This window comes from Hymenobacter mellowenesis, from assembly GCF_030581005.1.
GTDB lineage: Bacteria > Bacteroidota > Bacteroidia > Cytophagales > Hymenobacteraceae > Hymenobacter > Hymenobacter mellowenesis.
The window spans coordinates 122,627-143,083 of sequence record NZ_JAUQSX010000014.1; the positions used below are offsets into that span (position 1 = coordinate 122,627).

A 20,457-nucleotide genomic window follows, 5' to 3' on the forward strand; every position below is an offset into this window, starting at 1 on the left:
CAACTGACCCGCGCGAAAACCTTGCGAAACCTCTTTTAACCTTGCGAAACCTTGCGCTCATGAATGACCTCACCGACCAAGTAGCCATCGTATCCGGCGCGAGCCGCGGCATCGGCCGGGCCATTGCCCTGCTGCTGGCCCTGCAGGGCGCCAAAGTGGTGGCCGTAGCCCGAAACGAGGGCGAGCTGGAAGAACTCACCCAAAAAACGCGCGGCCTCTGCATCGTGGCCGACATTTCCATTGAGGAAGACGCCCAATATGTAATAACGGAAACGCTAAACCACTTCGGCCGCTTGGATATTCTCATCTGCAACGCCGGGGTGGGCTCCTTTAATGAGCTGGAAAACTTCGAAGCCGCCGAGTGGGACCGGATTTTCGACACCAACGTGAAGGGCACCTTCCTGCTCTGCAAGTCCGCGGTGCCGCATTTCAAAGCTCAGAAGCGCGGCCACATCGTAGGTATTACCTCCGATGTGGCCAAGCGCACCTTTGCCCACGGCACGGCCTACGGCGCCAGCAAATTTGCCCAGGACGCCGTGCTGGCCAGCCTGCGCAAGGAAGTGCGCCCGCACGGCGTGAAGGTGAGCACCATCTACCCCGGCCTGGTCGATACCTACTTCAACGACACCACGCCGGGCAGCGCCGAGGCCGAGAAAACCCACCTCCGCCCCGCCGACGTGGCCCAGGCCGTGCGCTACGTGCTCGAAGCCCCCGCCCACGTGGTGGTCGACGAGCTGATGCTACACCCGCTCACGCAGGAATGGTGAGATGGTGAAATGGTGAGGTGGTGAGTTTGACGTTCGAATGGCGCAAACTGCGCAGCCAGAACGTCAAACTCACCACCTCACCATTTCACCATCTCACCAATTGACTATCTTGCCGCATCATGAAACAACTGTTGCTGGCTGGCAGCCTCCTTGCGTTGGCTGCATTCGCTTTGCCCAACCCGCCCGTGGACAAAAAACGCCCCGCCGCCCCCCAGGACCCCAACACCACCGCGGAGGTGCCCCAGGACAATAAGCTCGTCATCTACCAGCTGATGACGCGCCTGTTCGGCAACAAAGTGGCCCTGAACAAGCCCTACGGCACCATCACCGAGAACGGCTGCGGCAAGTTCAACGACATCACCGACAAGGCGCTTGACGAAATCAAGAAGCTGGGCGTGAGCCACGTGTGGTACACTGGCGTGATTGAGCACGCTACCATGACGGACTACACGGCATCCGGTATTCCGGCCGACGACGCCGACGTGGTGAAGGGCCGCGCGGGCTCGCCCTACGCCATTAAGGACTACTACGACGTGGCCCCCGACTTGGCCGTGGTGGTAAAAAACCGCATGCCTGAGTACGAGGCCCTCATCAAGCGCACCCACGACCACGGCCTGAAGGTGCTGATGGACTTCATCCCCAACCACGTGGCCCGCTCCTACAAGTCGGATGCCAAGCCGGCGGGCGTGGTCGATTTGGGCGCGGCGGATGACAAAACCAAGGCCTTTGCGGCCAACAACAACTTCTACTACCTGCCCGGCAAAGCCTTCGTGGTGCCCGCCAACTACAACCCGCTTGGCCCCTTGAAAGGCCCGCGCGAGGACGGCAAGTACGCGGAGAACCCCGCCAAAGCCACCGGAAACGACGTTTTCTCGGAAGCACCGAGCGTGGATGACTGGTTCGAGACGGTGAAGCTGAATTACGGCGTGGACTACCAGAACGGCCGCAAAACCCACTTCGAAACCGTGCCCGACACCTGGAAGAAGATGCGCGACATCCTCCTGTTCTGGGCCGGCAAAAACGTGGACGGCTTCCGCTGCGACATGGCCGAAATGGTGCCTGTCGAGTTCTGGGCCTGGGTCATTCCGGAAGTGAAGAAGGTGAAGCCCAACATCATTTTCATGGGCGAAGCCTACAATGCCAAGGAGTATAAAACCTACCTCGACAAGGGCAAATTCGACTACCTGTACGACAAAGTGGGCCTTTACGATGGCCTGCGCCGCCTGATGACGGGCGGCGGCAACACCGAGGACATCACCAAGGTGTGGAAGGAGGAAAGCAACGGCTTCTCGTCGCGCATGCTGCGCTTTCTGGAAAACCACGACGAGCAGCGCATTGCCAGCAAGGACTTTGCCACCGACCCGCGCCGCGCCATCCCGGCCATGACCGTGACGGCCACCCTGGCCAGCGGCCCGGTCATGCTCTATTTCGGGCAGGAAGTGGGCGAGCCGGGCAGCGGCGCCGAAGGCTTCAGCGGCGAAGACGGCCGCACCAGCATCTTCGACTACTGGGGCGTGCCCGAGCACCAGAAGTGGCTGAACCAGGGCAAGTTCGACGGCGCCAAGCTCAGCCCCGAGCAGAAAAGCCTGCGCGAGTTCTACGCCCGCCTGCTCACCGTGACCAGCCAGAACGAGGCCCTGCGCAAAGGCCGCTTCTACGAGTTGCAGGACGCCAACAACCTGGGCAAGGAATACAACCAGCGCTACCTCTACGCCTACCTGCGCTACACCGACAAGCAGCAGGTGCTGGTGGTGGTCAACTTCAATTCCGACAAGACCTACCGGCCCACCATCAATATCCCGGCCGAGGCGATGAAAGCCATGGGCCTGAGCCCCACCAAATTCTACACCTACACCGACCTGCTCGACACCGACGAGCCCCGCAACGGCCTCAGCCTGACGCTGGCGCCGCTGTCGGCCTATATTTTCGAGATAAAGCCGCGCTAACGTTTGCGCTGTGTGGCGTAATTCCCTAAATTTGAAGGCTGTGGTGCCCCGGTTTCGGGCGCGTCGCAGCCTTCACGCTTTCTCCCCTTCTTCATGGCCGCTCCCACCGCCGCACCCACCACTAGCACCAGCGCCAAGCCCCGCCTCAGCTTCTGGCAAATCTGGAACATGAGCTTCGGCTTCCTCGGCATTCAGTTCGGCTTCGAGTTGCAGAACAACAACATCAGCCGCATTTTCGAAACGCTGGGGGCCAACAAGGACGACATTCCCATTCTCTGGATTGCGGCGCCGCTCACCGGCTTGGTGGTGCAGCCCATCATCGGCTATTTCTCCGACCGCACCTGGCATCCGTTCTGGGGCCGGCGGCGGCCCTATTTCTTCGTGGGAGCCGTGCTGGCCACGCTGGCGCTGATATTCATGCCCAACTCGTCGGCCCTCTGGATGGCCGGCAGCATGCTCTGGATTCTGGATGCCAGCATCAACATCAGCATGGAGCCGTTTCGCGCCTTCGTGGGCGACAAGCTGCCCGGCGAGCAGCGTACGTCGGGCTTTGCTATGCAAAGCTTTTTCATCGGCGTGGGGTCGGTGATTGCGGCGCTGCTGCCCTGGATTTTCACCAACTGGTTCCATTTCAGCAACACCGCCCCGAGCGGCGAAATCCCACCTTCGGTAAAATGGTCGTTCTATCTCGGCGCAGCCGCCTTCATCCTGGCCGTGATGTACACGGTGTTTACCAGCACCGAGATTCCGCCCGATAACATGGAGGAATTCCGCAAGGAAAACGCCGAAGCCGGTATTCTCGACGGGTTGAAGGAGTCATTCATGGGCATTTTCCGGATGCCTACGGCCATGCGTCAGTTGGCCTTGGTGCAGTTTTTCACCTGGTTTGCGCTGTTTTCGATGTGGATTTATTCCACCAACGCCGTCACCAGCAACATCTACAACATGAAGGTCGATAACGCCTTTTTTGCCAAAATCGACGGCCTCATCAATAGCCGCGCCCAGCAGCCCGGCCCTGAGAAAACCACCAAGGAGCTACGTGCACTCCAGCAGGACCTCAAAGAAATCAAGCAGTTCCAAAGCGAAAAGCCGGATAAAACCCTCACCATCAACCTCGCCAACTACTACGTTGCCAACGGCAACGCCCTGCCCGAGGAGAAGGCCACCCTGCAGCGCGTACAAAAGCAGTACAACGACGGCGCCGACTGGCTCAGCCTGGCGTCTTCGGTGCGCAACGGCGTGGCGGCCCTCTTCGCCTTCATCATCCCGCTGATTGCGGCCCGCACCAGCCGCCGCAAAACGCACACGCTCTGTCTGCTCATCGGCGGCCTGGGGCTGCTCTCGCTGCAGGTCATCTCCAACCCCACGTTCATCGTGGTATCGATGGCTATGGTGGGCATTGCCTGGGCCAGCATTCTGTCGATGCCCTATGCCATTCTGGCGGGCTCGCTCCCGGCCAACAAGATGGGCTACTACATGGGCGTTTTCAACTTCTTCATCGTGATTCCGCAGATTGTGGCCGCCACCATTCTGGGGTATTGCACCATGCACTTTTTTCAAGGCAATACGCTGCACACCATCGCCCTGGGCGGGTTCTCGATGGTCCTGGCCGGCCTGCTTACGTTGCGCGTGAACGATACAGATGACGCCTCCACCGCCAGCCCGCCGCTGGAGGAGCCGACCGCCACGCTCGGCTACAACACCCTCGGGCAAGCCAACCCGGAGGTATAATTTAGTCGCCTCAATCACAAAAAAGGCCGCTTCTGTTTCGGAAGCGGCCTTTTTTGTGGCAAGTATTTTTCGCGGCAAACTTTCGCTCAACCCTTTATCAGCATCTCGGCCACCTCGCGCCCGGTGGCCAGCGCGGCGTTGAGCGACGGGTAGGCGGCCCAGTCGCCGCAGCGGTACAGGCCCTCGGCCAGCTTGAGGGGCTGCTCCACGGGCTGGCCGGCCAGATACACGGGCAGCGCCGCCGCAATGCGGTAGCTGCGCAGGTGCTCCCACTGCCGCGCCGCCGGCCCAAACCACGCGGCCAGCTCCTCGCGCACGCCGGCCGTGAGCTCGGCTTCGCTCAGGCTGCGTTCGCCGTGGGTGCTCACGGAGATGAGCGAGCGGCCAGCCGGGGCGTAGGCGCCGCTCACATCGGCCGGGAAGGCCACGTTGTGGACCAGCGCGCCGGGGGCGGCGTTGAGGCGCAGGAGCTTGTCGTTGCGGCCGGGCGAGTGGCCGCCGGGCGTGGCGAAATAGGTGCAGGTAGTGATGCGCGCCGCCGTGGGGAAGCTACCGGCTTCGGTGCCGGGCGAGTCGTCGGGGTTGCCGCTGCGGCCGGCCAAGAGGCGCAGGGTGGTGAGGCCATCGGTGGCCATCACCACAGCGCTGGCTTCGAGCACTTTGCCCGACGTCAGCCGCACCTGCGAGCCATCGACAATGGCGGCCACCGGCGAATTGAGCTGCACCGTGCCGGCGGGCAGGCGCGCCGCCAGCTGCTCGGGCAGCTGCTGAATGCCGAGGGCAGGAATGGCCGCGTCGCCCGTCACGAATTGCTGGAAGACAAACTCGAAAAAATTGCTGGCCGTGGTCAATTCCCTATCCAGAAAAACGCCGCCGAAAAACGGCTTGAAGAATGAGTCTATCATCTGCGCGCTCCAGCCGTAGCGCTGCAGGAAGCTGAGCGTGTCGGTGGCCGGGCGGGCCAGCAGTTCCTCCGGCGTGTGCTTCAGCACGTGCCGCACCAGGCTGAGGATGCGCAGCTTATCAGGCAGCGTGCCTATGGGCGAGGCCAGCGCCGAAAATGCCGCTAATGGCCGCTGTAAGGGGTTTTCGAGGGTGGTTTCCTGGCCATCGGCCAGCCGGATGACGGCGCCGGAGCGGAAAGCTTTCAGGTTCAGGGCGCCGTAGTCGAACAGGCGCCGGGCCTCGGGGTAGTTGGTTTGTAGCACCTGAAAGCCGCGGTCGAGCCGGAAGCCCTCGGGCGTGACGTCGGTGCGCACGCGGCCGCCCACGGCATCGGCCGCTTCGAGCACGAGCACCGGCCGGCCGGCGCGGTGCAGCCAGGTGGCGCAGGCCAGGCCCGCCATGCCCGCGCCGATGATGATGATGGGAAGTTGAGGAGTACTCATGTAACGAAACTGGAAAGAACAGGTCAGCCATACAAACCGACACCAAACTCCTGCTTATACGCTTGAATCTGCTCGTAGCTAAGGTCGCGGTGCAACAAAAAGGTTGGCCCATCGCGCCGCCACTCTTTTACCTGCACTTTCAGATGGTACCAGCGCCGGACTTCATTCCGCAAAGTTTCCTGGGCTTGTGCTGTCAGTACTTCGAAGCGGTAAACTTCTCCTTCGTTGAACTGAATAAAGTTGTCAATGCCGCTTGCCGTGATGCGGTTAGTCAGGTGCTCTCCCTTAAAGCCCCGATAGGTGATTTCCACTGTGGTAGCAGCGTTCAGCGGAAAGGTAATTCGCTGCTGACCAATGTTCAACAGCAGTTCCTTGCCTGTGCTCAGCAAATGGCCTTCTGCGGTAATAAACCGGTCAGGCCAGTTCTTTCTAATGAAAAAGAACATCCCTAGCCAACAGATAAAAGCGCAGATGAAAACAGCCACTCCGCTACCACGGCCTAACAGCCACACCATGGGATAACCTAACGGAATAACCAGCAGCGAGAGGTACATCAGGCGCCGGGCTTTAGCAGTATCCACCAGCAACAGACGCAACTTGACCGGGGGCACCTTGTGGCTCAAAACAGCTTGGGCATCTTGTGCTCCTTCCACTTCTTGCGCGTTTTCATGGTCCAGAACTCGGCCACGCCGGGGCGTTGCAGGCGGAGCTGCCAGGCCCCCATGGGCTGGCCCAGGCGGTAGCCGGTGGCCTGGTCCTGCGGGAATTTCTGCTTGATGAGGGCGTAATCGGCCGCCGGAATATCCTTCCCGACCTCGCCGTGGCAGCGCAGGCACAGCGCGTTGTTCACTGTAATCGGCCGCTGGTAGAAAAACACCTCCTGCGACGTGCGCTGGATGGTGCGCGTGGTATCAGAAGCCATTTCCGCCGCCGCCAGCACGGCTTGGTTGGCCGGGTTGCGCGGCCGGTTGCTCACGCGCCGCGCCGTGGCCTTGAGCACCCCGGCCAGCGAATCGACGGCGCTGTAGGTTTCGGGGCGGCAGAAGGCCGCCGCCCGGGCCACGCCGCCGGTCGCCAGCTCGCGGGCCAGCGTGCGGCGCAGCAGCGTGTCGGCGGTGGCGGTGAGGGAGTCGCCGGCCCAGCGGGTGGCTTTTAGCAAATCCTTGGGCATGATGCGCTTAACTTCCCAGTTGGCGGTTTCGATGCCAATGCGCTTGCTGTCCTTCAGGTGCTCGACCTGGTCGGAGCTGCAGGCAGCGAAGGCCAGCACCAGAGCCGGCAGCGCAATTTTACAGAGCAGGGTTTTCACGTATGTTAAAGCTGGTTGAAGCAAGATAAAAGCACGTCATGCAGAGCGCAGCGAAGCATCGTCACCTTGATTGTAGATGATTGCGTTGCGCGGTAAAGATGCTTCACTGTGCCCAGCACGACACTCTTCCCCGAACAACGTTTCGGCTACATCAGGCAGGCTTTGAGTTCTTCGTAATCAACCGAGATAGGCACACTTCGTTTGGCACGGCCCTGCAGGGCCTGCACCACGGCTGGCAGCTCAATGGCCCGGCCCAGAACGGGCTCCACCACATCAGGGAATTTGACGGGATGGGCAGTGGCCAGAATAATTCCGGCCGCTTCGGGGTGCTGGGCTTGGTAGCGGCGCAGCGCCGCGTAAGCCACCGCGCCGTGCGGGTCGAGTAGGTAGCCATGCTCATTCCACACCTGGCGGATGGTGGCCACGGTATCGGCGTCGCTCACCGTGTCGGCACCGAGGGCGGCGCGCATCTGGGCCAAGTCGTTGTCGAACAGCTCCAGAATGCGCACGAAGTTGCTGGGGTTGCCCACGTCCATGGCGTTGGAAAAGGTGGGCACGGCGGCACGGGGCGTGAAGGTGCCCGTGCGCAGGTAGGCCGGCACGGGCTCGTTGGCGTTGCAGGCCGCGATGAAATGCCCCAGCCCCAGCCCCGACGCCCGCGCCAGCAGCCCGGCGCAAATGTTACCAAAGTTGCCGCTCGGCACCGACACCACCGGCGGCGCGGCCCTTTCCGGCCACTGCTGCATGGCGAAGCAGTAGTACAGCTGCTGTGGCAGCCACCGCGCCACGTTGATACTATTGGCGGAAGTGAGGAAGCGTTTCTTCGCCAGCTCCGGGTCCTGAAATGCCTGTTTTACCAGCGCCTGGCAGTCATCGAAGGTGCCCTGCACTTCCAGCGCGGTAATGTTTTGGCCCAGGGTGGTGAGCTGCTGCTCCTGCACCGGACTCACCTTGCCGGAGGGGTAGAGAATAACGACCTCCACGCCCGGCACGCCCAGAAAACCGCTGGCCACGGCCCCGCCGGTATCGCCGGAGGTGGCCACCAGCACGGTCACGGGCGGCGTGTCGCCGCGCTGCGCGAAGTAGCCCAGGCAACGGCTCATAAACCGCGCCCCCACGTCCTTAAATGCCAGCGTCGGCCCGTGAAACAGCTCCAGCGCCGCCACGCCCTCGGCCACCGGCACCAGCGGAAAGGCAAAGTCCACTGCCTCGGCACAGATGCGGTGCAGGGCATCGGCGGGGATGGTGCTGCCCACGTAGGGCTGCATCACGTTCAGGGCCACGGTGGCCTTGCTCAGCGTGCGCAATTCGCGCCGGAAGCCGGGCGCGAACCTGGGGATGGTTTCGGGGAAATACAGGCCGCCGTCCGGCGCCTGCCCGGTGATGGTGGCTTGGCGGAAATCAACCAGCGGCGACTGGTGGCGAAGGCTGTAATATTTCATTTTGTATGAATCGTATAGCAATTACTACCTGTGCTAAGCAGCTTCGGCAACGCCGCACCGATTAACACTTGGTATTCCAGTTGCTGATTATTTGCGCCAGCATACTTGAAGCACAAGCTGCTCTTTTTTATCTTATCCGGCAGTTCTTCAGGCACGTCTACTTCGCAATAAGCCAACTGCTTCCAGCTCTTATCAAAAAACAGGATGCGGCTATGCCCATGCAATACAACGGCTGCCTGCACGGTGTAGAAATGCGTCATCACATGATAAAGCACTTCACCGGTTGGGCCCTTCACACTACCCAAATACTTTTTGATGTTTTTCGCGCTGGGCTGCTTTTGGCGGTAAGCATCAAATAACAAATGATGCTTCTGAATATGAGGTGGTAGCGCAGCATTGATTCCGAGAAACAGTAGCACGAAGAGCCTCATATTTCTTCCACCACATACGCCCCCTGCGTCCCCACCGGCCCCACGTATACATTAAAGGCAATGCCCAACTCGGCAAACACGCTGCCCAGCGCCGCGCCCACGGCCCGCGCCGTTTCTTCCGTCCGGTTCAGCATAAAGATGGACGGCCCCGAACCCGAAATACCGCCCCCAATGGCACCCGCTGCCAGGGCCCGCACCCGCGCCTCGGCCAAGCCAGGAATGAGGGGCAGCCGCGCCGGCTCCACGATGTAGTCATCCAGTGAGCGACCAATCAGCTCATAGTCAGCCGTCAAAAAACCAGCAACCAAACCGGCCACGTTGGCCCACTGCCGCACGGCCAGGCCCAGCGGCACCTGCGTGGGCAGCACCTTGCGCGAGTCGCTGGTTTTCACCTCAATCTGCGGGTGCACCACGGCCACCCACAGCGGCGGGGCCGCCAGCGCCACGATATCTATGCTGGGCTGTAACGCCCGCACCACCGTGAAGCCGCCGAAAATGGCCGGCGCGATGTTGTCGGCGTGCCGCGCGCCGGAGGCCACGGCCTCGCCTTCCATCGCAAAATCCACCAGCTGCATTCTACTGAAGCGGCTGCCCAGCAGGGCGTTGGCGGCCACCACGGCCCCGGCGGCGCTGGCGGCGCTGCTGCCTACCCCACTGCCTGGCATAATGCCTTTCATGATTTCTACCTCGAAGCCTACTGCTTCGGGCACTTCTTTCAGCAGGGCCAGCAAGGCCACGCCAGCCACATTTTGCAGCGGGTCGGTGGGCAGGTTGTAGGGGTCGAGATGTTGGATGCGGACGCCGGGCGTAGCGCTGCGCGTGAGGCGCACGGTGTCGTAGGGAGCGGTCAGGGCGAGGCCGAATACATCGAAGCCGCAGCCGAGGTTGGAAAGCGTGGCGGGGGAATGAACGAGGACGGAATCAGGCATGAATTGTAGCGTGGACTCTGCGAGTCCGCGCATGGAATGGTGGGCAATGATTGAGCAATAGAACCAAGTAAGCGCGGACTCGCAGAGTCCACGCTACAGCCTCGCAGCTCTGATAATATCCGCAAATACGCCAGACGCCGTGACCTCCGCCCCGGCCCCGGCACCTTTCACCACCAGCGGCTGGTCCACGTAGCGGTCGGTGTAGAAGAGCACCACGTTGTCCTTGCCGCGCAGGTCGTACAGGTCGTGCCCTGGCGCTACCTGTTGCAGGCCCACGGCGGCGCGGCCATCGGCATAGCGGGCCACGAATTTCAGGCGCTTGCCAGCAGCCGTGGCGGCATCATACAGGGCTTTGAAGTGGCTTTCGTGCGCCGCCATCTGGGTGTAGAAGGCTTCCACGTCGCCTTCGAGGCAGGCGGGCGGCAGGAAGGTTTCGATTTCGATGTCGCTCATTTCCATCACCTGGCCGGCTTCGCGGGCGAGGATGAGGATTTTGCGGGCCACGTCGGAACCGCTCAGGTCGAGGCGCGGGTCGGGCTCGGTGTAGCCTTCGGCCTGGGCCTGGCGCACCACTTCGGCGAAAGGCCGGCTGCCGTCGTAGTTGTTGAACACGAAATTGAGCGTTCCTGAAAGCACGGCCTCCATGCGCCGCACCACGTCGCCGCTGCGCGTGAGGTCGTTGAGCGTGCCGATGATGGGCAGGGCCGCGCCCACATTGGTTTCAAACAAGTAGCTGGTGTTGAATTCCTTCGACAGGCTTTTCAGCTTCGCATAATGCGCGTAGTCCGACGAAGCCGCCACCTTGTTACAGGCCACAATGGCCACGCTCTTGGCCAGCAAATCGGCGTAGATGCCGGCAGCGGCCGGGTTAGCCGTCACGTCCACAAAAATGGAGTTGCGCAGATTGCGGCCGATGATGAGCTGGGTAAATTCCTCCAACGTCTGAGCAGGGGCCTGAGCCAGCTCCTCGGGCCAGGCGGTGAGGTCGAGGCCGTTTTCATCCACCAGGCAGTGGCGGCTGTTGGCAATGGCCACCACGCGCACCTGCAGGCCCAGCTTTTCAAGCAGGTGCGGCTGCTGCCGCGCCAGCTGTTCTATGAGCTTGCTGCCCACGTTGCCGGGCCCCAGGATGAACAGGTTCACCTGCTTCTTGGTGGCCTCGAAAAAGGCCTCGTGCAGCACGTTGATGGCCTTGCGCACGTCCTGCGCCCGAATCACCGTCGAGATATTCTTCTCCGACGCGCCCTGCGCGATGGCCCGGATGTTCACCCCGTTCTGCCCCAGCGCCCCGAACAGCTTGCCGCTGATGCCGGGGTGGTCCTTCATATTTTCGCCCACCAGCGCCACGATGGCGAGGTCCTTTTCGGGCCGCAGCGGCTCGATGCGGCCAGCGGCTATTTCGGTGGCAAACTCCTCATCTACCGCTACCTGGGCGGGCGCGGTATCCTGCGCGTTCACGCCTACGCAAATGGAATGCTCGGAGGAGCTTTGGGTAATGAGAATCACGTTGATGCGCTCGCGGGCCAGGGCCGCAAACAGCCGCTTCGAGAAGCCGGGGATGCCCACCATCCCGCTGCCTTCCAGGTTCAGCAGCGTGAGGTTGCCGATGCTGGAGATGCCCTGCACCACGGTAGCGGCGCGCGGCGGCGCCACTTCCACCAGCGTGCCGTAGTCATCGGGCGCGAAGGTGTTTTTTATCCAGAGCGGAATCCCGCGCTGCATCACTGGCTGAATAGTAGGCGGATAGAGCACTTTGGCGCCAAAGTGCGACAGCTCCATGGCTTCCTGGTAGCTGATGCGGGCAATGGGCCGGGCGCTGCGCACGAGGCGCGGGTCGGCGGTCATCATGCCGCTCACGTCAGTCCAGATTTCCAGCTTCTCTGCATCGAGGGCGGCGGCCAGCAGGGCGGCGGTGTAGTCGGAGCCGCCGCGGCCCAGCGTGGTGGTGGCGCCGTTGCTGTCAGCGGCGATGAAACCGGGCACGACCCAGATTTCAGCCGGCATCTTCTCCTTGAAGCTCGCTACCTGCTGTTGAGTCGTCACCATGTCCACTTCGGCCGTGCCGAAGCGGGAATTGGTGCGAATGAGCTGCCGGGCATCGGCCCAGACCACGTGCATGCCCTGGGCCTGCGCGGCGGCCGCCACCAGCCGCGACGACAGCAGCTCGCCGTAGCTCATGAGCCGGTCCAGCGTCCGGTTCGACAATTCGCCGAGGGCAAAAATGCCTTTGCAAAGCTCCGTCAGCTCCTCGAAACGGTCATAGACCGATTCGTAGACCGAAGCCAGGGTTTCTTCCGAAACGTTGGCCAGCAGCTTCCGCGCGGCTTCGTCGTGCCGCGCCAGCAGCAGCTGCAAGGTTTCGGAGTAGCTAGCGTCGCCCGCGGCGGCGGCGCGGCCGGCCCCAATCAGCGCATCGGTGGTGCCGCCCAGGGCAGACACGACCATCACAACGGGCGCTTCTACAGCGGCTTGGGCCACGATGGCCAGGGATTTTTGGATGTTTTCGGCCGAGGCCACGGACGTGCCGCCAAACTTCAGTACCTGCATAATCAAACTCCGGCCGGCGGGCGGCGGTTGGGTGACAACACTGAATGAACCCCTCGCCTACATAGCGGTGTTTAGATTCAGTATCTTTGCAAACTACTGACTAATTCCCGAACACCGATGCTCGATAAACTAGAAGCTATTAACCAGCGCTACGAAAACGTCAACGAAGAGCTGATGCAGCCCGACGTGATGTCGGACCTGAAGCGCTACAAGTCCCTGAACAAGGAATACAAGGAGCTGGGCAAGATTGTGGCGCAGTACCGCAACTACCAGCAGGTACTCAGCAACATCGAAAACGCCCGCGAAGTCATTGCCACCGAGAAGGACCAGGACTTCCGCGAGATGGCCAAGGCCGAGCTCGACGAACTGATGCCCGAGCAGGAGCGCCTCGAAGAAGTTATCAAAGACCTGCTCCTGCCCAAGGACCCCAACGACTCCAAGGACGTCATCATGGAAATCCGGGCCGGCGCGGGCGGCGACGAAGCCGCCATCTTCGCCGGCGACTTGCAGCGCATGTACATGCGCTTCGCCGAAAAGCAGGGCTGGAAAATGGAGCTCATGGACGCCATGGAAGGCACCGCCGGCGGCTACAAGGAAATCATCGTGGCCGTGCGCGGCGAGGACGTGTACGGCAAGCTCAAGTTCGAAAGCGGCGTGCACCGCGTGCAGCGCGTGCCGGCCACCGAAACCCAAGGCCGCATCCACACCAGCGTGGCTTCCATCGTGGTGATTCCCGAAGTGGAAGAGTTCGACGTAGAGCTGAACATGGGCGACATCCGCAAGGACTACTTCTGCTCCAGCGGCCCCGGTGGCCAGTCGGTAAACACCACCTACTCGGCCGTGCGCCTCACTCACTTGCCCACCGGCCTCGTGGCCCAGTGCCAGGACCAGAAGTCGCAGCTCAAAAACTTCGACAAAGCCCTGGCCGTGCTCCGCTCCCGCGTGTACGACATGGAGCTGGCCAAGAAAAACGAAGCCGACGGCCTGGTGCGCAAAAACATGATTGGCGGCGGCGACCGCAGCGACAAAATCCGCACCTACAACTACCCGCAAGGCCGCGTCACCGACCACCGCATCGGCTATACGGTGTATAACCTGGCCAGCGTGATGGAAGGCAACGTGGACGACTTCGTGGAGCAGCTCCGCATCGCCGAAAGCGCCGAGCGCCTGCAGGAAGGCGTCACGAAATAATTCACCAGGAGGGCCGGCAGTTGCCGGCCCTTTTGCTGGCGTCGCAATTCTTTTCCAGCTTTTATCGTTTGTTTGCCGCGCTGCTAATTCGTGCGTCCTCCCCTATGCGCTACCTCTTCCCGCTGTTTCTCATCCTTAGCTGCTGCCTCACTTTCCTGCCCGGCTGCGAGCCGAAAGAAGACCTGGTGCAAACCACTGGCAAGCTGGAATTTGACCGCGACTCGGTGAAATTCGACACGGTGTTCACCACCATTCGAACGGTGACGAAACGGCTGTGGGTGTACAACCGCAACAGCGGCGCGGTGAAAACCGACGTGAGCCTGGCCGGCAAGCAGGGCACGACTTATTCGCTGATTATCAACGGCGATGCCGGCAGCTCAGTCAACGGCGTCACCATCCGGGGCAACGACAGCCTGCTGGTGCTGGTGCGCGCTGTGCTCGGCGACAACAGCACGACCAAGCCCTTCCTGCTGGAGGACCAGGTGAATTTCCGCACCAACGGCAACGAGCAGAACGTGAAGCTGGTGGCTTACGGCCAGAATGCCTACTTCCACCGGGCCGATATAATCAATGTACCCACGGGTAATAAAACGGCTATCTGGCGTAATGATAAGCCGCACGTCATCATTAATACGCCCTACAAGCAAGGCACCAACACCTTCAACGTTGGCGTGTATGTGGTGAGCGGTTCGACGCTGCAGATTGAGCCGGGCACGAAAATCTATTGTCACGCCGGGGCCACTATTCAAGTAGATGGCACACTCAAAATCAACGCCGCGCCCAACCTGACGCCCGGCGATACCACCGCCGCCAAACGCGCCATGGTACTCTTCCGGGGCGACCGGCTGGAGCCGTTCTACAACGAGGTTGCCGGGCAGTGGGGGGGCATCTTTTTCACTTCCACCAGCCGCAACAACGACATCCGCTACACGGAAATCAAGAACGCCAATTTCGGCGTTTCCCTGCTCAACACCGACGCCAACTCCGCGCCTATTGACTTGTGGCTGGATAACGTGATTTTCCGCAACATCTCCGGCTCCAACCCCAACTACGTGGGCACCGGCCTGCCGCCCGGCGGCATCATCGGCGTGCGCAGCACCATCACTGCCACCAACTGCCTGCTCACCAACTGCGGCGAGTATGCCGTGCGCGGCTTCGGCGGCACGTTCAACCTGAACTTCTGCACTATTGCCAACTACACGCCCTCGTTCCAACGCCAGACTTCATCGGTTTCCTTTTCCAACGAGCTGAGCGATGCCGTTGGCAATCCTGTGAAATTTCCGCTGGTTATCAACCTGACCAACAGCATCGTGTGGGGCAACTACGAGAACGAACTGGAACTCGTCAACAACGCCGACCCGAACTACACCATCAATATTCGCAACACGCTGCTGCGCACCAAAGACTTTCAGGCCGCCACCAACGCCACCAACAAGCCCGGCCTGGGCGCCACCGCCCTGGCCAACCTGGTCACGGTAGCAGACCCGCTCTTCGTTCGCACCACGCTCACCAGCAGCCGCCCCGACTACCGGCTGCAGGACACCTCGCCCGCCAAACGGCGCATGCCGTACACTTCAGCTAGCCCGCCCATTTCGGTGCCCGCCGTTGACCTGCTTAATCTACAGCGTCGTACCCCAAACCAGACCAGTCTGGGGGCTTACGAGTAAGCAGCGTTTAAGCGGAATCTGCTACTCCACGCGCCCCGCGGCCATGTAACGTAGCGTATCGAACAGCACCAGCTTCTGGGTGCCCAGCACTTTATAGGCCCGCAGCTGCCCGTTGCTGAGCTGTAGTTGCAGCTGTTTCTGGGCCGAAAACAACGGATTGTCTTGGTTAATGGTGGCGGTAATGTCCACCGGCGCCCCATTTTGCTGCACCACCGTGAGGCGGGCCACCGGCGCATTGGGCTGGCCGGGCAGGCGCGTATAGGTGCGGCGCAGCAACCCGCCGGGCAACGCCACCGAATCGACGGCGTAGGCGCCACGCAGGGCGGCCTTGTTGATGTCGGCTTGGAAGAAAATCTGCAGTTCATCGGACCACTTCACGGCCGGCACCCGCACAATTTCGGCAGCTTGGTTGCGCAAGCTCACGCGCTTCGTGACGGCGGCCCGGCGCTGGGCCAGTTGCGCAATCTGCTTATCCAGCAAGCCTTTTACGTCGAAGTATAACGGCCGGCGCGCAGCCGGCGCACTCGGGCCCGCGTCACCGCAGGCCGTGAGCACACTCAGCCCGGCCAGCATCGCGGCCGCCAGCGCAACGCTTCGCTTACGCATTCGGAGCGGCTGGGCGGAGAATGCTCAGGCCCGTCATTTCCAGCGGCTTGGGCACGCCCATCAGCTCCAGGATGGTGGGCGCGAGGTCGCCCAGCTTGCCGTCGGCCAGGGTGCCGCGGTAGTCGTTGTCGACCAGAATGCAGGGCACCAAGTTGGTGGTGTGCGCAGTGTTAGGCGAGCCGTCGGCGTTGCGCATGTATTCGGCATTGCCGTGGTCGGCAATGATGATGCTGGCGTAGCCGGCCGCCTGGGCGGCTTCCACCACGGCGCGGGCGCAGGCATCGGTGGTTTCCACGGCCTTCACCACGGCCTCGAACACGCCGGTGTGGCCAACCATGTCGGGGTTGGCGAAGTTGAGCACCACGAAATCGGCCGAGCGGGCCTGCAGCTCCGGTATCAGGGCGTCGCGCAGGTCGGCGGCGCTCATTTCGGGCTGCAGGTCGTAGGTAGCCACTTTGGGCGAGGGCCGCAGGATGCGCGTCTCGCCCTCGAACTCATTCTCCCGGCCGCCCGAAAAGAAGAACGTGACGTGCGGGTACTTCTCGGTTTCGGCAATGCGAATCTGCTTCTTGCTGTTAGCCGCCAGAACTTCGCCCAGCGTGTTGTTGAGGTTATCCTTTTCAAAAATGGGCGTCACGCCCACGAATGTATCGTCGTAGTTGGTCAGGGTCAGGTAATGCAGGTTTAGGCGGTGCATCTGAAAGGCATTCATGTCCTGCTGCGTCAGCACTTCCGTGATTTCGCGGCCCCGGTCGGTGCGGAAGTTGAAGCACAGCACCACGTCGCCCTCCTGAATGGTAGCCAGCGGCTGGCCGTCGACCCCGGTTTTCACGATGGGTTTCAGGAACTCATCGGTCACGCCGTCTTTATACTGCTCCTGCACGCTCTGAATGAGATTTTGCGAGGGCGTGCCCACGCCGTTCACCAGCAGGTCGTAGGCCACTTTCACCCGTTCCCAGCGGCGGTCGCGGTCCATGGCGTAGTAGCGGCCCACCACCGAGGCGATTTTGGCGCCGTTGCGCTCGTTGTGCTGCTCTAGGTCGTTGATAAAGCGCACACCGGATTTCGGGTCGGTGTCGCGCCCGTCGGTGAAGGCGTGAACGAACACGCGGCGCACCCCGGCCTCGTGGGCAATGGTGCAGAGGGCTTTTACGTGGTCGATGTGCGAATGCACGCCGCCATCGCTCAGCAAGCCAATGAGGTGCAGGGGTTTGTCGTTGGCAATGGCGTACTCAAACGCCTTCGTCAGCGCGGGCATCTGGCCCAGCTTCCGCTCGCGGATGGACTTGCCGATGCGCACCAGCTCCTGGTCGACCACGCGGCCGGCCCCGATGTTCATGTGGCCCACTTCGGAGTTACCCATCTGGCCCTCGGGCAGGCCCACAGCCTCGCCCGAGGCCTGCAACGTGCTGTGCGGAAACCGCTGCAACAGCTCGTGGTAGAACGGCGTATTAGCTGCATCCACCGCCGACACGGCCGTATTCGGGGCAATGCCCCACCCATCCAGAATCACCAACAAAACCTGCTTATTCATGCCGCGAAGATACGGCCGACCCGCCTATGGGTTGGAATTATCTACCTTCGCATTTGCTTTGCCTTGTTTTTCTTTCCATTAAGTTTACGGACGCGCTTTTTCGCATTAGTTTGCAGCACGTTTCACTTCTTGGCACCATTTTCGCTCCGAACCAGTCGCGTATGACGCACTTATTACCCTTATAATGAAACGCTATTTTGTTAGGACGCTATTTTTAGGATGGCTCTTCCTGTTGGTGGCTGGCGCGGCGCACGCGCAAACCGATATTCTCGGGGCGGTGCGGTCGGCGTTGCGCAATGGCTCGTCCCGCGAGCTTTCCCAGTACTTTGCCCCCACCGTAGAAATTGGTTTTGACGGTGACAGGCAAAGCTACAACTCGACCCAGGCCGAGATTGTGATGAAAGACATCTTCGCCAAGAATGCGCCCAGTACGTTCGAGTTTATTCACCAGGGCCAGAGCGGCGAAGGCATTCAATACGCCATTGGCCGCTACACGGGCCGCGGCGGCGCCTACCGGGTTTTCGTTAAGCTGAAGCCAACCCGTGGGGCTCCACTGATTGACACACTGGAATTTACGAAAGAATGAATGTGAGCCCCGACCCAATCAGGTCGGGGCTTTTTCGTGGGCCTGAACCGAGTCGTTTAAGTTAAGAAAGCATGTCACGTCGAACGCAGCCGAGACAGCTCGCGTGCTGTCACTAATTCCGTTGATTGGATTACCTCGGCACGCGAGCTGTCTCGGCTGCGCTCGACCTGACGGTTCTGGTGGCTTCCTCCGTTGCTATAGTATTACGTCCGGTTTTCCCAGCCGCCGCAAGGGCCGTACCTTTGCGCCGTGCAAATCCCTCCCGCTCCGTATCTGACTCCCGAAGCCATTACCACCTTCATCCGCACGGCCCTGGCCGAGGACGTGGGCGACGGCGACCATTCGGCCCTGGCCGCCATTCCGGCCGATGCCCGCAACCGCGCCCACCTGCTGGTGAAGGGCGAAGGCCTGCTGGCCGGCATGGCGCTGGCTCCGCTGATTTTCAAGGAAGTGGACCCGGCCCTGCAACTAACGCCGCTGCTGGCCGATGGCACGCCCGTGAAACACGGCGACATTGCCTTCATCGTGGAAGGCCCGGCGCGCAGCATCCTCACCGCCGAGCGGCTGGTGCTCAACTGCATGCAGCGCATGAGTGGCATTGCCACCTACACGGCCCATTTGAATAACCTCATTGCCGGCACCACCGCCAAGCTGCTCGACACGCGCAAGACCACGCCCAACTTCCGCCTGTGTGAGAAGTGGGCCGTGCTCATTGGCGGCGGCGTGAACCACCGCTACGGGCTGTTCGACATGATTATTCTGAAGGACAACCACGTGGACTACGTCGGCGGCATTGCCCAGGCCATTGCAGCCACGCACGCCTACTTAGCCCAAACTGGCCGGCAGCTACCCATTGAAATCGAAACCCGCTCCCTAGAAGAAGTGCAGCAAGCCGTAGAGGCCGGCGGCATCACGCGCATCATGCTCGACAACATGAAGCCCGACCAGCTGCGCGAGGCGGTCGCCCTCGTGGCCGGCCGCTACCCCACCGAGGCCAGCGGCGGCATCACGGAGCAAACCATAGCCGAAGTGGCCCAGACCGGCGTGGACTACATCTCGGTGGGTGCCCTCACACACTCCGTCAAGAGCCTGGATTTGAGCTTGAAAGCGTATTAATTCCTTTTTAAAAGAACGTCATGCTGAGCGTAGTCGAAGCATCTCTACCGCGATACTAATCAGATTTACTACTACGGTAGAGATGCTTCGGCTGCGCTCAGCATGACGTTCTACCTAGCCATACCCACTATATGAACCAACCCAACCAACGGGGCGGAGGCGGCGGTTTCCGCCAGGCGCAGCAGGCATCGCCGCTGGCCATTCGCACCAAAAAATCGCAACTTACCACCGATGCTTACACCAAGATGGTGATGGGCGAGGTGTGGAAAAAAGACTGGCCCTACGCCCTGATTCCGTTCGTGCTGGGGCTGCTGCCGGCCATTTTCCTGCCGTCGTGGTGGTGGATTGCCTTAGCCGTAGTGCTCACCATTCTGTTCGTGCTGTTCCGCTCGGCGCAGGTGACGGGCATTACCCAGATGGAGCAGAGCAAGCCGCTGTTTGAGCGCATGGCGTTTGAGATGGATAACAAGCAACTGCTGCTGCGCGTAGGCCCCGAAAAGGAAGGCAAGGCCATGCAGCTGACCTGGGACATGATTGACCGGGCCCGCCGCGACCCCGACGCCTACCTGCTCTACCTGAAGCCCGGCACGCCGCCGGAAGGACTGGCCGCGTGGCGCCTGTGGCTGGCGCGCACGTTTGATGTGCCGGTGTTTTTACATTTGCCTTTCAAAATCTTCAACGCCGACAACGACCGCAAGCTGTTTGAGGCCCTGTTGCGCCGCAAAAACCTGCTGCCCGCCGAAGCCGGCGCGGCCACCGTTTAAATTTTAACCTCTGCTAATTTTACTTCGATGAAATTGACCTCCACCCTGTTGCTGGCCGTTTCCGCCGCTACTTTGGCCCTGACTTCCTGCAGCAGCGAGCCCTCCGACTGGCGCCCCGACGAGAAGGTATCGACCGACCTGGTGGCCCCCGGCACCCGCGACACCGAGAACTTCGACCATTCGGTGCCCAACGCTTCCATCGAAAACGCGCACTCGCCGCTGATAGAGGCCGCCGAAGCCGACAATCAGAGCCCGGCCTCAGCTACGATGCGCGTGACGCCGGAATCGGCCACGTCGGCCAACGCGGAAGAGGGCATGATTAAGCGCGGCAAAATGGACGACGCCGGCAAATCGAGCCAGGCGGATACGGCCGAAAACGGCCACGCCATTCAGCGCTAACCCGCGCGGCATATTTCGGTTGTTATCGATTGGGTGGCAGCTTTGCCCGCCGGCTGGCGGTCGCAAAGCTGCCGCTTTGCGTCATTTTGGAATGAGGAATGGGG

18 protein-coding genes are annotated in these 20,457 nt (G+C 61.4%); 9 read left to right on the top strand and 9 right to left on the bottom strand.

The annotated features are described in order from the left end of the window. The first annotated feature begins 59 nt into the window (after positions 1–59). The 3 genes from Q5H92_RS22355 (at position 60) to Q5H92_RS22365 (ending at position 4,444) form a co-directional block, all read left to right on the top strand. The gene (locus tag Q5H92_RS22355) at positions 60–767 is read left to right on the top strand and encodes an SDR family oxidoreductase (RefSeq protein WP_305013790.1); all 708 of its coding nucleotides are present in this window, start codon (positions 60–62) and stop codon (positions 765–767) included. Between the two features lie 119 nt (positions 768–886). Continuing rightward, positions 887–2,713, top strand: a complete 1,827-nt coding sequence (locus Q5H92_RS22360; protein ID WP_305013791.1) for an alpha-amylase family glycosyl hydrolase — start codon at positions 887–889, stop codon at positions 2,711–2,713. A 93-nt stretch (positions 2,714–2,806) separates the two neighbouring features. Beyond that, positions 2,807–4,444 carry an MFS transporter gene (locus Q5H92_RS22365; RefSeq protein WP_305013792.1) on the top strand — a complete coding sequence of 546 codons (1,638 nt, stop codon included), beginning with the start codon at positions 2,807–2,809 and terminating at the stop codon, positions 4,442–4,444. An 86-nt stretch (positions 4,445–4,530) separates the two neighbouring features. Here the strand turns inward: Q5H92_RS22365 and Q5H92_RS22370 are convergent, their stop codons facing one another. The 7 genes from Q5H92_RS22370 to thrA form a co-directional block, all read right to left on the bottom strand. Then, complete coding sequence (locus tag Q5H92_RS22370; protein WP_305013793.1) at positions 4,531–5,832, bottom strand: protoporphyrinogen/coproporphyrinogen oxidase; 1,302 nt, start codon at positions 5,830–5,832, stop codon at positions 4,531–4,533. Positions 5,833–5,855: 23 nt separating this feature from the next. Further along, positions 5,856–6,485 carry a hypothetical protein gene (locus Q5H92_RS22375; protein ID WP_305013830.1) on the bottom strand — a complete coding sequence of 210 codons (630 nt, stop codon included), beginning with the start codon at positions 6,483–6,485 and terminating at the stop codon, positions 5,856–5,858. Further along, entirely contained in the window at positions 6,452–7,141 is a 690-nt protein-coding gene (locus Q5H92_RS22380) for a c-type heme family protein (RefSeq protein WP_305013794.1), read from the bottom strand. Before Q5H92_RS22380 ends, Q5H92_RS22375 begins: the two co-directional genes overlap by 34 nt. A 146-nt stretch (positions 7,142–7,287) precedes the next feature. Further along, positions 7,288–8,583 carry a threonine synthase gene (gene thrC, locus Q5H92_RS22385; RefSeq protein ID WP_305013795.1) on the bottom strand — a complete coding sequence of 432 codons (1,296 nt, stop codon included), beginning with the start codon at positions 8,581–8,583 and terminating at the stop codon, positions 7,288–7,290. Next, positions 8,580–9,002 (bottom strand): hypothetical protein, encoded by a 423-nt coding sequence (locus tag Q5H92_RS22390; protein ID WP_305013796.1) that lies wholly within the window; start codon positions 9,000–9,002, stop codon positions 8,580–8,582. The genes thrC and Q5H92_RS22390 overlap by 4 nt, the downstream gene beginning before the upstream one ends. A gap of 8 nt (positions 9,003–9,010) precedes the next feature. Continuing rightward, the gene (locus tag Q5H92_RS22395) at positions 9,011–9,943 is read right to left on the bottom strand and encodes a homoserine kinase (RefSeq protein WP_305013797.1); all 933 of its coding nucleotides are present in this window, start codon (positions 9,941–9,943) and stop codon (positions 9,011–9,013) included. A gap of 93 nt (positions 9,944–10,036) precedes the next feature. Then, positions 10,037–12,490, bottom strand: a complete 2,454-nt coding sequence (gene thrA, locus Q5H92_RS22400) for a bifunctional aspartate kinase/homoserine dehydrogenase I (protein ID WP_305013798.1) — start codon at positions 12,488–12,490, stop codon at positions 10,037–10,039. Positions 12,491–12,607: 117 nt separating this feature from the next. Here thrA and prfA point away from each other — a divergent pair, with 117 nt between their 5' ends. After that, entirely contained in the window at positions 12,608–13,681 is a 1,074-nt protein-coding gene (gene prfA, locus Q5H92_RS22405) for a peptide chain release factor 1 (RefSeq protein WP_305013799.1), read from the top strand. A 104-nt stretch (positions 13,682–13,785) separates the two neighbouring features. Continuing rightward, positions 13,786–15,348: a hypothetical protein gene (locus Q5H92_RS22410; RefSeq protein ID WP_305013800.1), complete on the top strand. Its 1,563-nt coding sequence runs from the start codon at positions 13,786–13,788 to the stop codon at positions 15,346–15,348. A 21-nt stretch (positions 15,349–15,369) separates the two neighbouring features. On the opposite strand, the gene Q5H92_RS22415 is transcribed toward Q5H92_RS22410, so the two are convergent. Together Q5H92_RS22415 and gpmI are read right to left on the bottom strand one after the other, a co-directional pair. Further along, the gene (locus Q5H92_RS22415; protein ID WP_305013801.1) at positions 15,370–15,954 is read right to left on the bottom strand and encodes a hypothetical protein; all 585 of its coding nucleotides are present in this window, start codon (positions 15,952–15,954) and stop codon (positions 15,370–15,372) included. Continuing rightward, the gene (gene gpmI, locus Q5H92_RS22420; protein WP_305013802.1) at positions 15,947–17,488 is read right to left on the bottom strand and encodes a 2,3-bisphosphoglycerate-independent phosphoglycerate mutase; all 1,542 of its coding nucleotides are present in this window, start codon (positions 17,486–17,488) and stop codon (positions 15,947–15,949) included. The genes Q5H92_RS22415 and gpmI overlap by 8 nt, the downstream gene beginning before the upstream one ends. A 184-nt stretch (positions 17,489–17,672) precedes the next feature. Here gpmI and Q5H92_RS22425 point away from each other — a divergent pair, with 184 nt between their 5' ends. From Q5H92_RS22425 to Q5H92_RS22440, 4 genes are all read left to right on the top strand, one after another. Beyond that, complete coding sequence (locus Q5H92_RS22425) at positions 17,673–18,074, top strand: DUF4783 domain-containing protein (RefSeq protein WP_305013803.1); 402 nt, start codon at positions 17,673–17,675, stop codon at positions 18,072–18,074. A gap of 249 nt (positions 18,075–18,323) precedes the next feature. Then, entirely contained in the window at positions 18,324–19,190 is an 867-nt protein-coding gene (nadC, locus tag Q5H92_RS22430; protein ID WP_305013804.1) for a carboxylating nicotinate-nucleotide diphosphorylase, read from the top strand. Between the two features lie 131 nt (positions 19,191–19,321). Next, positions 19,322–19,954, top strand: coding sequence for a hypothetical protein (locus Q5H92_RS22435; RefSeq protein WP_305013805.1), 633 nt, complete (start codon positions 19,322–19,324; stop codon positions 19,952–19,954). Between the two features lie 27 nt (positions 19,955–19,981). Next, positions 19,982–20,353, top strand: a complete 372-nt coding sequence (locus tag Q5H92_RS22440) for a hypothetical protein (RefSeq protein WP_305013806.1) — start codon at positions 19,982–19,984, stop codon at positions 20,351–20,353. Positions 20,354–20,457 lie beyond the last annotated feature (104 nt).

Coding starts and splice junctions, on each gene's coding strand:
- Q5H92_RS22355 (WP_305013790.1), top strand. CDS start 60: ATGAATGACCTCACCGACCAAGTAGCCATCGTATCCGGCGCGAGCCGC.
- Q5H92_RS22360 (WP_305013791.1), top strand. CDS start 887: ATGAAACAACTGTTGCTGGCTGGCAGCCTCCTTGCGTTGGCTGCATTC.
- Q5H92_RS22365 (WP_305013792.1), top strand. CDS start 2,807: ATGGCCGCTCCCACCGCCGCACCCACCACTAGCACCAGCGCCAAGCCC.
- Q5H92_RS22370 (WP_305013793.1), bottom strand. CDS start 5,832: ATGAGTACTCCTCAACTTCCCATCATCATCATCGGCGCGGGCATGGCG.
- thrC (WP_305013795.1), bottom strand. CDS start 8,583: ATGAAATATTACAGCCTTCGCCACCAGTCGCCGCTGGTTGATTTCCGC.
- Q5H92_RS22395 (WP_305013797.1), bottom strand. CDS start 9,943: ATGCCTGATTCCGTCCTCGTTCATTCCCCCGCCACGCTTTCCAACCTC.
- thrA (WP_305013798.1), bottom strand. CDS start 12,490: ATGCAGGTACTGAAGTTTGGCGGCACGTCCGTGGCCTCGGCCGAAAAC.
- prfA (WP_305013799.1), top strand. CDS start 12,608: ATGCTCGATAAACTAGAAGCTATTAACCAGCGCTACGAAAACGTCAAC.
- Q5H92_RS22410 (WP_305013800.1), top strand. CDS start 13,786: ATGCGCTACCTCTTCCCGCTGTTTCTCATCCTTAGCTGCTGCCTCACT.
- Q5H92_RS22415 (WP_305013801.1), bottom strand. CDS start 15,954: ATGCGTAAGCGAAGCGTTGCGCTGGCGGCCGCGATGCTGGCCGGGCTG.
- gpmI (WP_305013802.1), bottom strand. CDS start 17,488: ATGAATAAGCAGGTTTTGTTGGTGATTCTGGATGGGTGGGGCATTGCC.
- Q5H92_RS22425 (WP_305013803.1), top strand. CDS start 17,673: ATGAAACGCTATTTTGTTAGGACGCTATTTTTAGGATGGCTCTTCCTG.
- Q5H92_RS22435 (WP_305013805.1), top strand. CDS start 19,322: ATGAACCAACCCAACCAACGGGGCGGAGGCGGCGGTTTCCGCCAGGCG.
- Q5H92_RS22440 (WP_305013806.1), top strand. CDS start 19,982: ATGAAATTGACCTCCACCCTGTTGCTGGCCGTTTCCGCCGCTACTTTG.